General features: G+C 59.0%; 12 protein-coding genes. 6 read left to right on the forward strand and 6 right to left on the reverse strand.

The genetic code is table 11. The annotated features are described in order from the left end of the window. The first annotated feature begins 3 nt into the window (after positions 1-3). The 3 genes from R3F07_02095 to R3F07_02105 all read left to right on the forward strand — a co-directional run bounded on the left by R3F07_02095 (position 4) and on the right by R3F07_02105 (position 3,579). Positions 4-1,281, forward strand: coding sequence for a polysaccharide ABC transporter ATP-binding protein (locus tag R3F07_02095; protein MEZ5275155.1), 1,278 nt, complete (start codon positions 4-6; stop codon positions 1,279-1,281). Then, positions 1,265-2,278, forward strand: a complete 1,014-nt coding sequence (locus R3F07_02100) for a sulfotransferase (GenBank protein MEZ5275156.1) — start codon at positions 1,265-1,267, stop codon at positions 2,276-2,278. The genes R3F07_02095 and R3F07_02100 overlap by 17 nt, the downstream gene beginning before the upstream one ends. 662 nt (positions 2,279-2,940) lie before the next feature. Then, a complete protein-coding gene (locus R3F07_02105) occupies positions 2,941-3,579 on the forward strand; it encodes a glycosyltransferase (GenBank protein MEZ5275157.1) in 639 nt (212 codons plus the stop codon). Here R3F07_02105 and R3F07_02110 read toward each other — a convergent pair. The 4 genes from R3F07_02110 to R3F07_02125 are packed head-to-tail and all read right to left on the reverse strand — an operon-like array spanning position 3,570 to position 7,672. Continuing rightward, positions 3,570-4,691: a glycosyltransferase family 1 protein gene (locus R3F07_02110; protein ID MEZ5275158.1), complete on the reverse strand. Its 1,122-nt coding sequence runs from the start codon at positions 4,689-4,691 to the stop codon at positions 3,570-3,572. The two genes, R3F07_02105 and R3F07_02110, sit on opposite strands and share 10 nt — an antisense overlap. Then, positions 4,688-5,524, reverse strand: a complete 837-nt coding sequence (locus R3F07_02115; GenBank protein ID MEZ5275159.1) for a class I SAM-dependent methyltransferase — start codon at positions 5,522-5,524, stop codon at positions 4,688-4,690. Before R3F07_02115 ends, R3F07_02110 begins: the two co-directional genes overlap by 4 nt. Then, entirely contained in the window at positions 5,517-6,728 is a 1,212-nt protein-coding gene (locus tag R3F07_02120; protein MEZ5275160.1) for a hypothetical protein, read from the reverse strand. Before R3F07_02120 ends, R3F07_02115 begins: the two co-directional genes overlap by 8 nt. Next, entirely contained in the window at positions 6,725-7,672 is a 948-nt protein-coding gene (locus tag R3F07_02125) for a hypothetical protein (protein MEZ5275161.1), read from the reverse strand. The genes R3F07_02120 and R3F07_02125 overlap by 4 nt, the downstream gene beginning before the upstream one ends. A gap of 161 nt (positions 7,673-7,833) precedes the next feature. On the opposite strand from R3F07_02125, the gene R3F07_02130 reads away from it, so the two are divergent. From R3F07_02130 to R3F07_02140, 3 genes are all read left to right on the forward strand, one after another. Further along, a complete protein-coding gene (locus R3F07_02130) occupies positions 7,834-8,655 on the forward strand; it encodes a glycosyltransferase (GenBank protein MEZ5275162.1) in 822 nt (273 codons plus the stop codon). Positions 8,656-8,801: 146 nt separating this feature from the next. Continuing rightward, positions 8,802-9,716 carry a glycosyltransferase family 1 protein gene (locus tag R3F07_02135; protein ID MEZ5275163.1) on the forward strand — a complete coding sequence of 305 codons (915 nt, stop codon included), beginning with the start codon at positions 8,802-8,804 and terminating at the stop codon, positions 9,714-9,716. Next, a complete protein-coding gene (locus R3F07_02140) occupies positions 9,713-10,621 on the forward strand; it encodes a glycosyltransferase family 2 protein (GenBank protein ID MEZ5275164.1) in 909 nt (302 codons plus the stop codon). Before R3F07_02135 ends, R3F07_02140 begins: the two co-directional genes overlap by 4 nt. Here the strand turns inward: R3F07_02140 and R3F07_02145 are convergent. Both R3F07_02145 and R3F07_02150 read right to left on the reverse strand, forming a co-directional pair. Beyond that, positions 10,503-12,065, reverse strand: a complete 1,563-nt coding sequence (locus R3F07_02145; protein MEZ5275165.1) for a sugar transferase — start codon at positions 12,063-12,065, stop codon at positions 10,503-10,505. The two genes, R3F07_02140 and R3F07_02145, sit on opposite strands and share 119 nt — an antisense overlap. Next, complete coding sequence (locus R3F07_02150) at positions 12,062-14,482, reverse strand: O-antigen ligase family protein (GenBank protein MEZ5275166.1); 2,421 nt, start codon at positions 14,480-14,482, stop codon at positions 12,062-12,064. Before R3F07_02150 ends, R3F07_02145 begins: the two co-directional genes overlap by 4 nt. Between the last annotated feature and the right edge of the window lie 585 nt (positions 14,483-15,067).

The following is a 15,067-nucleotide window of genomic DNA, read 5'->3' on the forward strand; positions in this document are numbered from 1 at the left end:
TTGATGCCGACAGCCGTCATCAGAACCGAAGGTCTTTCGAAGCGCTACCGGGTCAAGGGGCCACGCAATGGATATGCCTACCGTACGATGCGGGAGGACCTCATTAGTTTGCCCGGTCGTCTTCTCCGGCGCAATCGACTGGCGGAGCATGTTGATGACTTCTGGGCCCTGCGCGACGTAGACCTGCAGATCTCCGCAGGAGAGGTTTTGGGCGTTATTGGCCGTAACGGGGCGGGCAAGAGCACCCTGCTCAAGATCCTCAGCCGGGTGACTTCACCGACTTCAGGACACGCGGAGATCGCCGGCCGGGTAGGATCATTGCTTGAGGTCGGCACGGGCTTTCATCCAGAGTTGACGGGTCGGGAAAATATCTTTCTCAGCGGAGCGCTTCTGGGTATGACACGAAGGGAAATCCGCGCACATTTCGATGAGATCGTCGATTTCTCCGGGGTCGAACGTTTCCTCGACACTCCGTGCAAACAATATTCGAGCGGCATGTACCTCCGTTTGGCTTTTGCCGTGGCGGCATTTCTTCGGGCAGAAGTCCTCCTGATTGATGAAATCCTTGCTGTCGGCGACACTGGGTTTCAACGCAAGTGCCTCGGCAAGATGGATGAGATCGCCCGAACTGGCCGAACGATCGTACTGATCAGTCATGATCTGGCCGCTATCGAGCGCCTGTCCACGCGATGCGCCGTCCTACACGAGGGCCGGTTGCAGTTTGAAGGCGACCCCCGTTCAGGAATTCAGACTTACCTTCAACTGTGCGAGGAGGAGGATGCCCGAACCGTTCACATCGATGCCAAGCGGCTTGAGAGCCTTCAGGGCGACGGTGTCCGGGTGACGGAAGTCCGAATCGGATCAGATCAGGATGGGATCAGTCGGATTCCTCGCACCGGGTGTGGGTTCAATCTTGACGTTTCTTACGAGACCGATGATTCGTATGCTGGCTGGTCGGCGGGCCTGACCTGTATCTTTCGCTCCCTCCTCGGTACCGAGATTCTCCGCCTAAGCACCCAGCCCATCAGTGGCTTTGAGTTGGGTCGATTGGCCCGGGCTGGAACGGTTCAGCTCAGGGTGCCCAGCCTGCCCTTTACGGCGGGGCGAATCCTTTTGGACATTGGCCTGACTCGACCGGGTTATGAGTTTGTGGCGATGGTGCCATCAGTCGTGTCCTTCACTGTTAATCTTCACGATTTTTATGAAAGCGGGGTGAGCATCGATCAGGGAAAAGGCCTGATTGTAACCACTCACCAATGGCGTCATGAACGGCGTGATTGAAGACTCTTCTTCGGATGGTAACCTAGTGTTCCTGATCTCCCAGCCCAGATCCGGATCGACGCTGCTCCAGAGGATGCTCTCCCGGCATCCGGAGATTCACTCAAGATCGGAAACCTGGATCATGCTTCGCTCACTTTTTGGTTTCGACCAGGCAGTCACCGGGACGATCGCCCCATACAACGCCCGGATTGAGCACCAGGCCATGCGCGACTTCGTGGAAGATCTGCCTGGGGGAAAGGCAGACTATTTCCGAGCCTGCCGAAGGATGTATGGCGAACTCTATCGAGCCGCCCTGGAAAAGTCCGGATGCGCCATCTTCCTCGACAAGACGCCCCGGTATTACGAGATCATTCCCGACCTCTTGAAGGTCTTTCCCGAAGCGAAAGTCATCCTACTTTTCCGCAATCCGTTGGCAGTGTTCCGTTCTGTCTGGCGGACTTTCGGCGCGGGTCAGTGGTCGCAGATGCAGCAGTTTCGTCGTGATCTGATGGAGGCTCCGACTAAACTGGTCACCGCTCGGGATAAGGGTGGGCCTCAGGTCTTCAGTCTGCGTTACGAAGACCTCGTCCGCCGGCCCTCCGACTCCCTTGATGATCTGTGCGAATTCCTGGGTCTGGTGAAGCACACCTGCATGCTGGACCATGGCACGGATGGACTGGAACGCTGGACCCTTGGGGATCCGCAGACAATCTATGAGCGCAAGGGGGCCGATCCTGATCATGCGGATCGCTGGGTTGCCGATCTGGCCAATCCACAGTTCTGGCGTGCCTGTAGCGAATATCTGGATATACTGGGTTCGGCCCTGACTGGACGCATGGGTTATGACTATGAATCCCTCCGGTCTCAGTTGCACATGGCGCGTCCCGGTTGGTGGCGCAGGCGGATGACGGTGTCCTTGGATTGCTTGATGGAGGAGGAGACCATGCGTCCAGACAGGAACTTTGGACGGCGGGTCAAGTGCGAGTTGGCGTCGCGAGCTTGGGGGGTGGATCGGTGATCGGTCGAAAGGCCGAGTCCGCAGGGGCTGTGGTCGCCGTGGTGGACCTGCAATGGCTCGGCAGCCTGCCTAGTTATCATATTGCTGTGGTGGAGTGTCTGCTCGCTATGGGATGTCGGGTCGTCTCGTTTTCGCCCGCACCCGAGGAAGTTTGTAACCGGCCTGGTGTGAGTTCTTGGGAGAGAACCCGATTGGTCGGTCTGAAAGTCGGGGCTGCCCGGATCACCGGTGCCACCGGGGCAAAGCCTGTTGGAGGATCCAATTGCTTTCGAAGTCATTTCCGGCGGTGGGCCCCGGCTTGGATGCTCAAGCGACGTGACCGATCCCTGGCCCTCAAGGGTTGGAGATCGGTCAGGGAGGAGATCTCAGCCTTTCGATGGGAGGATGGGCATCCGATTGAACACGTGATTTTTCCTTACCTAGACCATCCCGTACTCTCGTTGTTGACAGAACACGCGGTGGAGCTGCCTGACCTTGATCGCACTTGGTCTGGACTTTGGGTGCACCCGGATTCGGGACCGGAGGCGCAAATGGTGTGGGGATCCATCATTCGACAGCTTAAGAGAGTTCGGAACTTCAAGGGCCTTTGGGCCTTGGACACTACTATGGTCGACAGCTTGGTATCAATCGCTTCAGACCTTTGGTTGGGTCTGATGCCCGATATGACCTCCGAAGAGTTCCCGGAAGCCAAGGGGTCTCTCGAAGCTGAGATTGGCCGGATTGCAGAAGAAGGTCCGGTGATTCTGTTGATAGGTGAGCTGTCTCCTCGGAAAGGGATCTATGAGATGCTTGCGGCTGCTCGCAAAGCTAAAGCGTTGAGTCTCGATCTGCAGTTCGTTGTGGCGGGTCCGCTTGACCATTCCTCCTGTGGCGAGGAGGATTACCCCAATCTGGTTTCTGCTTTCAAGAACACTCCCGACAATGTCCATTTCCGACCCGGATGGATCGAGACGGATCGCGAGTTCAATGGCGCGATCCGGGGCTGTTCTGTTCTATGGGGCGCCTACCGTGGGTTCCCTTTCAGCAGCAATCTGCTGACCAAGGCAGCCCTTGCTAATCGCCCGATCCTAGTCAGTTCGGGCGGTTTGATGGAAAAGCGGGTCAGGGAGTTCAAGCTGGGATTGGTGGTCGATCCAGAGGACTCGAGGGCAGTAATCGAATCCTTGGTGGAATTGGCTCGGACACCAAGAGAATCTAAAGGGTTCGAAACGGGATGTCGCGAATACGCGCACCGCAATTCTCGCCGAAGACTACGCGATGTTCTCAAGGAAACCCTTCCTGTGTCTAGTGTTCATTGCTGATTGTCCCTCAGTTCCGAAGCAACGTCGCGATAGACCTTCAGGGTCTTTGTTGCGCAGTTTGACCAATTGAATAGACGCACTCTATTTCGGCCTCTGCTAACGAATTCTTCCCGTGTATGCGGTGAGTTGTCCAAACAGTCGATCGCTTTTCGCAGTGAATCACCGTCGTCCTCAGGATCGAAATAGACGGCGGCGTTGCCGCCCACTTCAGGCAGGCTGCTCCGGTCTGAGCAGACGACCGGACATCCCTGCGCCATCGCCTCAAGGATCGGAAGACCGAATCCTTCGTAGAGTGAGGGGTAAACAAGGGCCTCGGCATGGGCATAGGTCGCGGCCAGTATCGAGTCATCGCCGGCCAAGGATACGACTCGACTGGCTATGCCCAGGGATTTTAGGAGGATGCGCTCGTCCTGTTTGAACGGGCCGCCTCCGAAGACCGCTAGGCGCCGCGATTCGAGCATGCGGTACCGGGCGAGAGCCCGGATCAGAAAAGTGAAGTTCTTGTAGCCGGACCGCTGGCCCACGAAGAGCAGGTAGTCGCCGTCGATGGGGGACGGGTCGATGGAGGTGATCGTTGGATTCACTCCCAGGTGCACAACGGATGCGATCGAGGGTTCGATGCCAAGAATCCGGATGGCATCCTGACGGGTATTCTCGGAATCGCAGAGCAGGTGGTCGCTGGTCTGAGCGACCGTGGTCAGTTTCTGCCTGACGACCGCGCCCCCTGGGAAACTCTCCGGATAGAGATAATAGGTCAGGTCGTGAATCGTGGCGACCGTTGCATGCGGCCCGGGGTAGACGGCAGCACCGCGATGATAAGTACGGTGCACGATGTCGGGCCGGATTCGGGAGATTGCCCTTCTCATCAGTATTGCGTTCAACCGTCGGCGGATTTCTCCGGTCTTTGGCCAGGCCGGGAAATAACGACCGCTGGCCCATTCGGGCAGATGGGTCTTCAGCCAATGGTTGCGATGCCATCCGGCCGCAAGGTGCACCTCGATCTCGTCGGCCTTGGCCAGTCGGCTCGCCAATTCGATGATATAGCGCGAAACGCCCCCATAGCTCTGGTCGCTGAAGGCCTCGAAATCGTAGAGAATACGAAGGGGTTTCACGGTTTTGAAGCGAAAAACGAATAGAGGCGACCGGGCCTCGGTCGGCGCAGTCGACGCCAGACGAGGGCGCGGATCCAGGGGATTGCGGCCAACCTCGCACCCATCTCACCGAAACGGGACCGCAGGATCTTTCGGGGGAAGTCCGCGATCTCCTCGACTGTATTGGCGGCGGGAGCGGTATTGATGGGGGACGCCCAGGGGTCGATGCTCTTTTCAAGCGTCAGTCCGGCGGAGACGATCGCCTGCTCGTAGGCATCCAGAGTATAGGCGCCTTCACCTCCGGTCAGTTGATGCACGGGATGATGAGCGAGGAATTCCGCCATCTGCTGCGCATCGTCCACCACGTGTTCCCGGCAGGCCAGGAATCGACCGCCGGACCGAAGGACCCGGGCGCACTCCCGCAGGGTTTGACCGAGGTTGGTCGTGTGATGCAGCACCTGCCGTGTATAGATGAGATCGACCGAGGCATTCGGGAGGGGAATCGCTTCGCCGAACCCTTGGTGAATCTCGACCGGCAGTCCGGCGCAGGTGATTTCGATCGCGCCGCGACCGATTTCCTTGCTCGGATCGGGCTCGACGGCATGAACGCAGCGGGCGCCTTGCAGGGCAAATGCCCGGCTCGCCATGCCGTTCCCCGCCCCGAGATCCATCACCACCGCACCCTCGACAGCCGGTCCCAGGACCTTGAGAACGGCGGCGAATTCTCCCGAACCGGCAAAGCGTTCGGCAGCCTGCCCGAGGTCTGTGTCGAGGTAGGTATCGTGAACAAGAGCGGCCCGGTCCGGATCGGATCTCAGGAGCCTGACCGCATCTTCCGTGCTGAGTTTATTCACAGGTTGAGGAAAACTGGATACTTCCCTGACTTTCCGCGAGAACGGATTCGAGTCCCCGCCGGACCGACGCCGAGTAGGATTCGGTTGAGTAGCGGCGGCGGACAAGGGCACCGATACGGTCGGCTTCTGCATTCATCCATTGGACGCTTCGCCGGGCCACGGATTCCATGCCGGACTCGATAGCTTCGAGGTCGGCTCCGGCAAGCCGGTGAACCTCATCCGGCTCGAACCCGCATTCTTCCGTCACCAATGGGACCAGACCGGCGGCCACGCCGCTGAGGACGCTCCCTGCGTTGGCTTCAGAACAGGAGGGCAACACCATCACGCAGCACCGTGCCGCCACGCGACGAAATCGCTCCGAGTCGAGGGGAAGAAAACCGTGCGGTATGATGTTTCTGCGTCCAAACAGTTGCGACCTGAAGAGGCGGCAGAAATCCGGCTCTTCGTGGAACGCACTGCAGACATGGAGAACCCAGTCGTCGCGTCCCGCCACTACGGCAAGAAGCCGCTCCAACCCCTTGTGAACCTGGCCGCCGCTGGAGAGAAACAGAAAATCGGTCGCGCTGCTCTTCGTGTGGTCGATATTCGGCACCGGGTAGGCGAAGTTGCGGATGAAGTGGACTGGAGGAAGTTGGAATTCCCGGTAGGTCTCCAAGTTGGCTCGACTGCCGATGAAGAAGAAACCGTTGCAGGCTGCCAGGTCCTTCTGAGTGAATACGGGCACCTGCCGGCGAGGCTTAAGGCGGACTCCCGTCGCCCGTTCGACTTCGGCGATTCTTCCGGCTTCAGCCCGATTGGAGAATGCGGGATTTGAACCCGTGATATAGGCGATGCGTCGGGTATCTGGCCGGCAGGCTTGTTCGTATGCTGGTGTAAGACCCGGGTGCAGATCGATCACCAGGTCGTAGCTGGCCGTGGGCGGCATACGAGGACATCCCGGATCAATCACATCAACGGCAAACCCGTATTCTCCCGCAAGGCGGGCCAGTTCGCGCGCCTGCCATCGATTCTGGTGCTTTACGTCGACGTCCCTGCGCAGGAAGGGGTCGGTCAGGTGAACCAGAAGGCAACGCCTTCGGGCGCCTTGCCCCGCAACCTCATGGAGAAACCTACCGGTTCCGTGCTTGGGCCGTCGCGCAAGGCTGTGGCGAAACCGTCGCCGCAGGTAGGCCAGATAGAGACGGGTGTGCTGTATCTCGGTCACAGTGGTTTGAGGAGGTCCCTGACCCTGCGGGTCCATCTGGCCCGCATCCAGTCCCGGACCAGGCGATGCCGCTTGCTGACGAATCGATCGTAGGCCGGATCCGGCTTGATCGATTCGGGATGGTGCAGCGGAAACGGCAGGGGATAGGTAGGCAGGTTGTTGTTGCGATCGTCACCGCGCCCTCGAGTCCCTGAGGTTCCGATATTCCTCACCTGATTCAAACGGGGCACAACACTGAGCATGCGATTACGGACCAGATGGAAGACCCAGGGGATGTCCCATGTGTCAACGGGACCTTCGCGGTAAAGATCAAACATCTCCCGGTGAATCAGGCGGCTGCGTCGGTCTTCCCAGTAGGTTTCGAGTTCGTCGACCGATACCATATCCCTCCATGCCTTCATGGTGGGGTCGTAGCCGGTTAATGCCCGACGCCAGGTCGCCCAGCCCCAGATGGAATGGTGACGGGTAAAAAAATAGGAACCGGTGGCTGGCGCATCCTTGAGCCGATAGTTGGTTCCCGCGATCATTCCAATCCGCTGATCACCGCTGAATCGCTCGAGCAATTCCTGACAGAAGGGGAAGAAGGAAGTTTCGGGCAGGCAGTCATCCTCGAGAATGATGGCACGATCGACCTGCCCGAATACCCAGGCCAAGCCCGAGGCGATGCGCTCCCCGCAGCCCAGGTTGGTGTCCGCGAATTTTCGTTGAACACGACAGGGCCAGTCGATCCCTTCTTCGAGTAGATTTCTGACCTCGAGGCACCGGGCGGCATCATCGGGTTGATCGGCCCGGGGTCCATCGGCAACCAGGAATACATCCGCCGGACGAACCATACGGAGGACTTCCAAAACCCGGCGGGTGTAGTCCGGCCGATTGAACACGAAAAGGGCCACGGCCACGGCCAGGCGATCATTCGGGGACGTATTGTCTGGAAATGGGTTCATGTCTTGCGGCACGATCTCGGCCGCACGGTTCTGCATTCATTGATCGGGTCTGTACAGGTCATCTTGACTGTTTGCAGAATCGGAGCGAGGCATACTTCCAGAGAAACTAAATCGGCGTCGTTTGTCCAGTGACTCGCCGATACCGTCGATATGTCACTCAGATGCCGGAATCGCCCCAGGTCATAGTCATCACTCCGACACTCGGCCGATCCCCGTGGCTTGACCAGGCCGTGGAGTCAGTCGCTGCTCGCCAGTCAGGGCGGTGGGGTCTCGTTCACCTTCTGGTGGCGCCGGCCGACCAAGTAGGTGCGCTTGCCGACCGATACCCGGGCACTACGGTCATGGCCGAGGAGAGAGAAGGGGGTGGGTTGTATGGCGCGGTTAACTACGGCGCTCACCGGACCAAAGGCTGGCGTTGGCTGACCTACCTCAATGATGATGATCTGCTCCGGGAGGGTTTTGACCGGCTTCTTGGCGCAACCGATCAGGAAGCAGCGGATATCATCTATGGACGGGTGTCTTATATCGATGCCGACGGACGCAATCTCGGTGCCTTTCCCGTAGAGCGTCGGCCTCGGCGGATTCTCTCCCTCATGATCGCCGGTATACCTCCCTTCACCCAGCAGGGAACCCTTGTCGGCCGAGATTGTTTTGAGAACCTCGGTGGGTTCGACACGGACTTTCAGTTGGCGGCCGACCATGACTTCTGGGTGCGGGCTGTGTTGAGGGGGGCCTCCTTTCGTTTTGTCCCGTCCGAGGTCGGATCGTTTCGACTCAGGCCCGGGCAATTGTCTGCCGATCAGGAGACGGTGCGGAAAGAACTTGGGTCGATCCATGCCCGTTATTTCCCACCCGAGAACCGATTGACCCGTCTTCGCATCCGGACTGCCTTTCGGATCCGGCATGCCCATTCGATCCTTGGGCGACGCATTCGAACAGGTCATTGGACCACGGGAAAATCAGTCTGGAGGGTGCCGGAGTGAAGCCGGTTACATTGATTCATCCGCTGGGTTCCAGTTCTCCGACGGGAATGGGGGTGGCGGCAGCGGGACTGTCAGGTCTGTTGGTGCCCGAACTGGCGGCGGAATCGTTGGGCCTGAACCGTTGTTTCAGGTGGATCAATGACCGGATGATTGGAGGTCCATTTCGGCTGATCGCACGAATGGCGCTTGCCCAGGCGGCACCAATGACGGAACTGGGACAGAAGTGGATGGTCTTTTCGTCCCATCACGCTCCTCTTTGGACAACTGGCCGGCATATCGTGATCGTCTACGACCTGATTGCCTTGAGGTTTGGGGAACAGGCAAGGATGCAGAATGCGTTTTATCGCCATCTGCTTCCCCGGGTCCTGAGGTCTGCGACTCGAATTGTGACCATCTCAGGTGCGGTTCGGGATGAATTGAAGACGGTCTTTCCGTTTCTGGCGGATCGCTTGATCGATGTGATACCGGCCTGGTCTGAAAGCCTCGAGGTGAAGGAATGCATATCTGCGCCGGTGTTATCGCGGAAGAGTCATGTCCTGGTTGTGGGCGCTCGATACCCGCACAAGAATCTTTCACTGGTGCTCGATGCCATGTCCCAATTCTCCAGGACCGGCTCGGGTCAGCGTCTCGTAGTGGCGGGGATCCGCAAGGAACTCTGGAATCAACGGGCATCCTGGCGCATTCTTGAGGAGCAGGGATTGTTGACCGCTCTGGATTTCCCGACGGATTCGGAGATGGATGAACTCTACCGGAAGGCTCATTGCCTGGTCTATCCCTCTCTGGCGGAAGGGCAGGGCCTCCCGCCACTCGAGGCCCTGAAGCGAGGCTGTCCCGTCGTCTGCAGCGACATCCCGGTTCTCAAGGAAACCTGTGGCCAGGCGTCTTTCTTCGTGGATCCTCATGACAGTCGGGCTCTGGCGGGGCTCCTGTCAGAAATCTGTACGGGACAACGAAAGGTCGAAATCGAGGAGATGACGTGTCAGGCTCCTGAAGTCCTGAAGCGATTCAGTAATGGCGTGCTCACCCGGAAGTGGCGGGCCCTTCTGGATTCCTTGCCATGACTGATCAGGAAATACAGAGGGCGATTCTGTCGGTCATTATCGTCGCTTGGAAGTCCCGGGGCGAGATTGGCTCCTGTCTTGATTCCATTCCGCGAACCTTGGGTGGTCGACCAGTGGAGCTTCTGGTGGTCGATAACAGCCTGAATGCAGACGGAACCAGCACGTTAATCGACCGGGAATACCCCCAGGTCAGGCTGATTCAGCCGGAGCAGAACCTCGGATTCGGAGCCGGCAACAACCTCGGTTTCCAACAGTCATCGGGCGAAGTGATCCTGGTGCTGAATCCGGACACGGTGGTGAATGCGAATGCCCTGTTTCATTGCCTGGATCGTTTGCTGGAGGAACCGGCAATCGGATTGATCTCGCCGAAGCTGGTGCAGGCTGATGGAATCATGGATCTGGCCTGCCGCCGCAAGGTCCCTTCATTTTGGGACGGGTTCTGCCGGGCGAGCGGGTTGGCGGGATGTTTTCCGAAGTCGAGATTCCTCGCCGGCTACAACCTGACCTACCTAGATCCGGATGGCACCTATGACGTCGGTGCCATCAATGGAGCGTTCATGATGGGACGGCGGGAGGCTTTCGAGAAGGTGGGTCTTTTCGACGAGGACTTTTTCATGTATGGTGATGACCTCGATCTCTGTTACCGCTTCACCCAGGCCGGCTATCGGGTGGTCTATGATGGGCGGGTCTCCATCACCCATCTGAAGGGAACCAGTGTCGCCAAAGACTATGAACGGATGTCGAGGGCGATTTTCGACGCCAACAAGGCCTTCTACCTGAAGCACTTCAATCCACGAAAGAGTCGGCTTGTAGAGCTGAAATATGACCTCGCTTTTGGTGCCTGGAAGCTGGTCTCCCGACTGCGGGCAGGACTGTCGGGGTATCGACGGGTGAAGCCGCTTTAGCTGTATTGGCCGTGAACGAATCATCCCGCCACCGCAGGAAGGTCATCATCAGGATCTGGAGGTCGAGGATGGGAGTCCAGTTTTCGATGTAAGTGATGTCGTACTGGATACGCTGGGTCAGGTCGGTTTCCCCCCTGAGTCCGTGGACCTGGGCCCATCCGGTTATGCCGGGTTTCACCAGGTGACGGGGCATGTAGTGGGGTATTTCCTCGGCCAGGCGGTCCACGTGGTAGGGCCGCTCGGGCCGGGGTCCGACCAGGCTCATCTCGCCCTTCAAGACGTTCCAGAATTGGGGCAACTCGTCGAGATTCCAACGTCGCATGAAGCGGCCGATCCGAAGCAGGCGTTGGTCTTCGGATAGGGTGCTCTGGATCTGGTTGTCGGCCTTCTCCGCGTCGACCTGCATGCTGCGGAGCTTGCAGATCTGGAATTTCCGGTGGTGCGCCCCGACTCTTTCCTGGTGGAAGAAGACCGGTCCTTTGGATTCCCTGCGAATCAGCCAGGCCAGACAGGCCATGATCGGAGCGGAAACGACAAGCCCGATGGATGCTCCGGCCAGATCCATCATCCGTTTGAGGATCCGGCCGGACAACCGGGTGACCGCGAATTCCTCAATCCCGAGGACCGGGGTTCGCCCGACCGTCTGAAGCCGCAGGTTGGAAACGAAGATCTCAAAGGCGTCCGGAACCACCTTCCATTCCACGTAGTGGCGTTCGCAGACTTCCATCAGCCTGAGGGTTTCACCCTCCGCCCGATCCAGCCGAACCGCCAGGACAATGTCGATGCGATGCTGCCGGAGGATCCGGGGAAGATCGTCAACCGACCCAAGAATGGGAATTCCGGGTACTGCTGTCGGGAAAGCCTCGCTGATTTCCGGTTCTGTGACGGTCCCGACCACAGTGAAGGGATGGACGGTATCGCGGGAGATTTCTTCGACCAGATCGACGGCCCGGTCGTTGCAGCCGAGGATGGCCACGCGGCGTTGGATCTGGTCGCGTAGTCGGGTTCGGGTCAGGACCGAGAAGAACGCCGACCGCCAGGCGAAGAGGGCTGCGAGAATGGTCAGGTAGGATAGGGCGACAAAGAGGCGACTGATTGGCGGGTCGAACTTGAGAGCCAGCGACACACCCAGGTAGGCGAAGAGCCAGAAGGTGGTGCCCTTGAAGAGCAGGGCGAGACTGCGGTATTTGCGCAGGAGGAGCCGGGAGTCGTAGAGATCGAGGTAGGCAAAGCTGGCCATCAGGAGAGCGACACCTACTGCCATCAGAGGAAGGTAGAGTTGGAAGGTGGCGTTGGGAACCTGGATCCCGAGACTGCCCAGCGGGGTATGGAAGCGCAGAAAGTAGCCCGCGGCTATTCCCGTGAACGAGGCCACGGAATCACCGGCCGCACTTATCAGGGGCAGGATGACCTGGCGGAGTTGGTTTGGCTTGCCGCGACTCATTCGGAGGTGCCTCCGTTTTCGCTGACCATCCGGACGAGGGTGGTGGCCGGAAGATAACCTTTGGCTTGGAACAGCCCCGGGAAGAAATCCCCGACCACGGCGTTCTCCTGGACCACATACGCATCAACCGGCAATGGGACATCAAGATTGCGCATGAGGATGCCATAACCCGGTCGTTCCCGCCGCGTCTGGCGCAACAGGGGCTCTTCCTTTCCGCCGGGATCGTTGAGGATGGCTTTCGCGTCCGGTCCGGTCCGATCGAAGAGCGCCGCATAAGCATCGACCGTCTCGATTGGAATTGGGGTCTGCCGCCGCTTGACCAGGTAGTCCTCGATGGCGGGCCCGCGCGAGGCGTCATCCATTCCTGCAAACATCAGTGCGTTTGCCGATCGAGACGAGAGAAGCGGCCCCGGAGATCCTTCAGTCGCGAGATCTCGAAGCAGGGTCGCGGTTTCGTGCATGATGGATCGGATCCGGGCTTCGATCGTTCCTGAATTGGTCGCGGAGTTGTCAAGCATCCCGGCGGCACGTTCGATGGCGGGAAGACGAAGGGGGGCGAAGCTGGGGATGTCCCAGAAAGGGGCCGTTGCGAATCTGGGATCGTTGACGATTTCGAGGGCGAATCCCGTCAGGGCCGCATCCCGGTCCCCTTGCTCAAAATCCGCCAATCCGCATCCAAGATAAACCCCGCCCTTGTCCGGAACGAGCTTGGCCGCGCGTCGGAAATGATGCTCGGCCGCCACCGGATCGGTTGGCAGGAGCAGCCACCCCCGATTGAAATGCGCGATCTCCTGGTCATCATCAAGGTCGAGAGACTGGCCAAGGAAGTCGGCGGCTTCCGCTTTGAGTGCTGCAACGGTCTCCGGACTTCCTCCGCGGTAGGCAAATCGAAGCAGGCCGATTGCGGCCGAAGTCGGGTAGAAGGCATTGCCCGGCGACCAGCGCATCGCAGCACTGACGTCTTCGACATATCCCCCGGTGTCTCCCCGCTCCAGCCTGTCGACTGCTGAGGAAAAGGCGTGTCGGCTTATCGTGGCATGGACCGATGTCCAGAGGACTGGGATCAGGATGCCGATCGAAGCGATCAGGGCCAGATGATGCCGGTTTCGCAGCAGGAGCCGGTCGCCCCCAATCGACACTCTTGGTTCCATTCGAGTCACCCCGAAGATCACCCCGAGATTGATCGCGAGAAGCGCGGCGAAGACCGGGACATCCAGTTGAAAGTCCGTCAGGGAAAAGGCCAGATAACCCGCAGTGGACGTTGCCGCAGAGGCCAGGAGCTTTTCGTTCGCTGTTTGCAGTCCGCCGGCCCAACCCTTTCGAAAAACCTTCGAGAGTCTTCGGAGAGCGACCAAACCGATCCCGGCTGTGAGGACGATACCGATCAATCCCAGATCAGCCCAGATTTGCACCGGAAGGGAATGCAGTTGAAGGGCCGATTCCACCCCGCCCTCCAGGCGGCTGCGGTAAAGTGGATAGGTCAGGGGCGTGACTCCCGGTCCCTGGCCGATGATCGGATGAGCCGAACCCATGAGCCACCCTGCCTTGACCATGTTCCATCTCTGCTCGTCCCCGGAGTTCAGTTGACCGGTTTGATTCCAGTCCTGGATGAGCGTGCGCACTCTTGGTTGGCTGAAGGTGGCGATACCCAGTCCGATTCCGGCCACCGCGACCAGCCCGATCAGGGTTCGTGGCCGGATCGATCCCCGAAGACTCGCCAGGGCGAGAAGCGCCGCCACGATCGCAGCAACTCCAATGAGGGCGCCGCGACTTCCCGAAGTGAAGAGCACGAATCCGGCCAGAGCTGACGCGCCCAGCCACAAGACGCGTTTACGGCCGTGCTCGCCAATGGAGAGGCCGACCATCCAGGGCAACAGAAGCAGGGCAAGACCTGCGGTATAGTTGCTGTGCCCCAGAGGAGTCTGGTTGCGCACATCGAAAAGATTGAAGGCAAGAATCTCTTCCCCAGCCAATGAGTTGACGGAACTGACTCTCCGGGCGTGCGCCGCCACATCCCCGAGATACCAACCCGCCAGACTGACCAGGCAGAAGGCGATCCCGAACCAGCCGATCCACCTCTGCAGACAGTGGGTCTTCTCATCGGAACTTCCGGAAGTGACGTAGGCAGCGGCGCAGAAAACAGTGGCCAGCATTCCCAGGGCGATTAGGCAGACCTCCAGGCTCTGCGCGGCGAAGCGACTGAACATGGCCGATATCACCAGGGTGGCTGCCAGCAGGGCGAAAAGCAGCTCGGCGTCAGCACCGAGACGGGTCGACTTTCCGAATCGGTGCAAGAAAAGGAGAGCGATCGGTGCAAGGGCCAGCAGTGACGTCATCAGGGACCATGGCCACTGATAGATCCGGGTGGCACCGCTCGGCGACAGAGCCAGGACGATGAAGAGGAGAACCGCGGCCATTCCAATCCAGCGGACGATCCAGGCGTGAGCGGTACGTTCGCGAACACGCCGACCCACAATCGGAGAGATTCCACCGACCGCCACCTGTGATTCCAGAGTTGCCACTTCCTGCCTATGTTCTTCGGCCTTTGGCTGCTGAAACTGAACCGGTGGGTGCGATTTTTACTCCATGGGGCCTGAGGGATTTCCCTCATGGCTTTCTGTGAACATTTGGAGAAAACGAAGAATCGACGAACGGAAGGGATGCGGGTCGATCCGAATCTCTCGGTTTCCTCTGTGACCTCCTGTGGAACCACCGAAGAATCCGGATGCCCGACGAAACCGGAATGGTTCGATCTCCCTTATTGTGGCCCCAAAACCTTAGCCCAAACCATGCGGTCGATCAGGTCGACCTGAAGCAGCTTGTTGAGCGCATCGGACTTGCGTCATTCGCTCGAAATGCGTTCGGGTATTCCTCGGAATTCCTCAGCCCGCTGCATCTCAATATCTCACTCCATCTCTCAACTTCCGACTGCATGGTTCCGGCCTGGCCCTTGCGTCATCCTGATCCCTTTTGTCACCTTACGTTCCTTGGGCTCTTGTGGT

This window comes from Opitutaceae bacterium (assembly GCA_041395105.1).
GTDB lineage: Bacteria > Verrucomicrobiota > Verrucomicrobiia > Opitutales > Opitutaceae > B12-G4.

What these genes read in the sequence shown, in the direction of transcription:
- R3F07_02095 (MEZ5275155.1), top strand. Translation starts at nt 4, where the DNA reads ATGCCGACAGCCGTCATCAGAACCGAAGGTCTTTCGAAGCGCTACCGG.
- R3F07_02100 (MEZ5275156.1), top strand. Translation starts at nt 1,265, where the DNA reads ATGAACGGCGTGATTGAAGACTCTTCTTCGGATGGTAACCTAGTGTTC.
- R3F07_02105 (MEZ5275157.1), top strand. Translation starts at nt 2,941, where the DNA reads ATGACCTCCGAAGAGTTCCCGGAAGCCAAGGGGTCTCTCGAAGCTGAG.
- R3F07_02125 (MEZ5275161.1), bottom strand. Translation starts at nt 7,672, where the DNA reads ATGAACCCATTTCCAGACAATACGTCCCCGAATGATCGCCTGGCCGTG.
- R3F07_02130 (MEZ5275162.1), top strand. Translation starts at nt 7,834, where the DNA reads ATGCCGGAATCGCCCCAGGTCATAGTCATCACTCCGACACTCGGCCGA.
- R3F07_02135 (MEZ5275163.1), top strand. Translation starts at nt 8,802, where the DNA reads ATGATTGGAGGTCCATTTCGGCTGATCGCACGAATGGCGCTTGCCCAG.
- R3F07_02140 (MEZ5275164.1), top strand. Translation starts at nt 9,713, where the DNA reads ATGACTGATCAGGAAATACAGAGGGCGATTCTGTCGGTCATTATCGTC.
- R3F07_02145 (MEZ5275165.1), bottom strand. Translation starts at nt 12,065, where the DNA reads ATGAGTCGCGGCAAGCCAAACCAACTCCGCCAGGTCATCCTGCCCCTG.
- R3F07_02150 (MEZ5275166.1), bottom strand. Translation starts at nt 14,482, where the DNA reads ATGGCCGCGGTTCTCCTCTTCATCGTCCTGGCTCTGTCGCCGAGCGGT.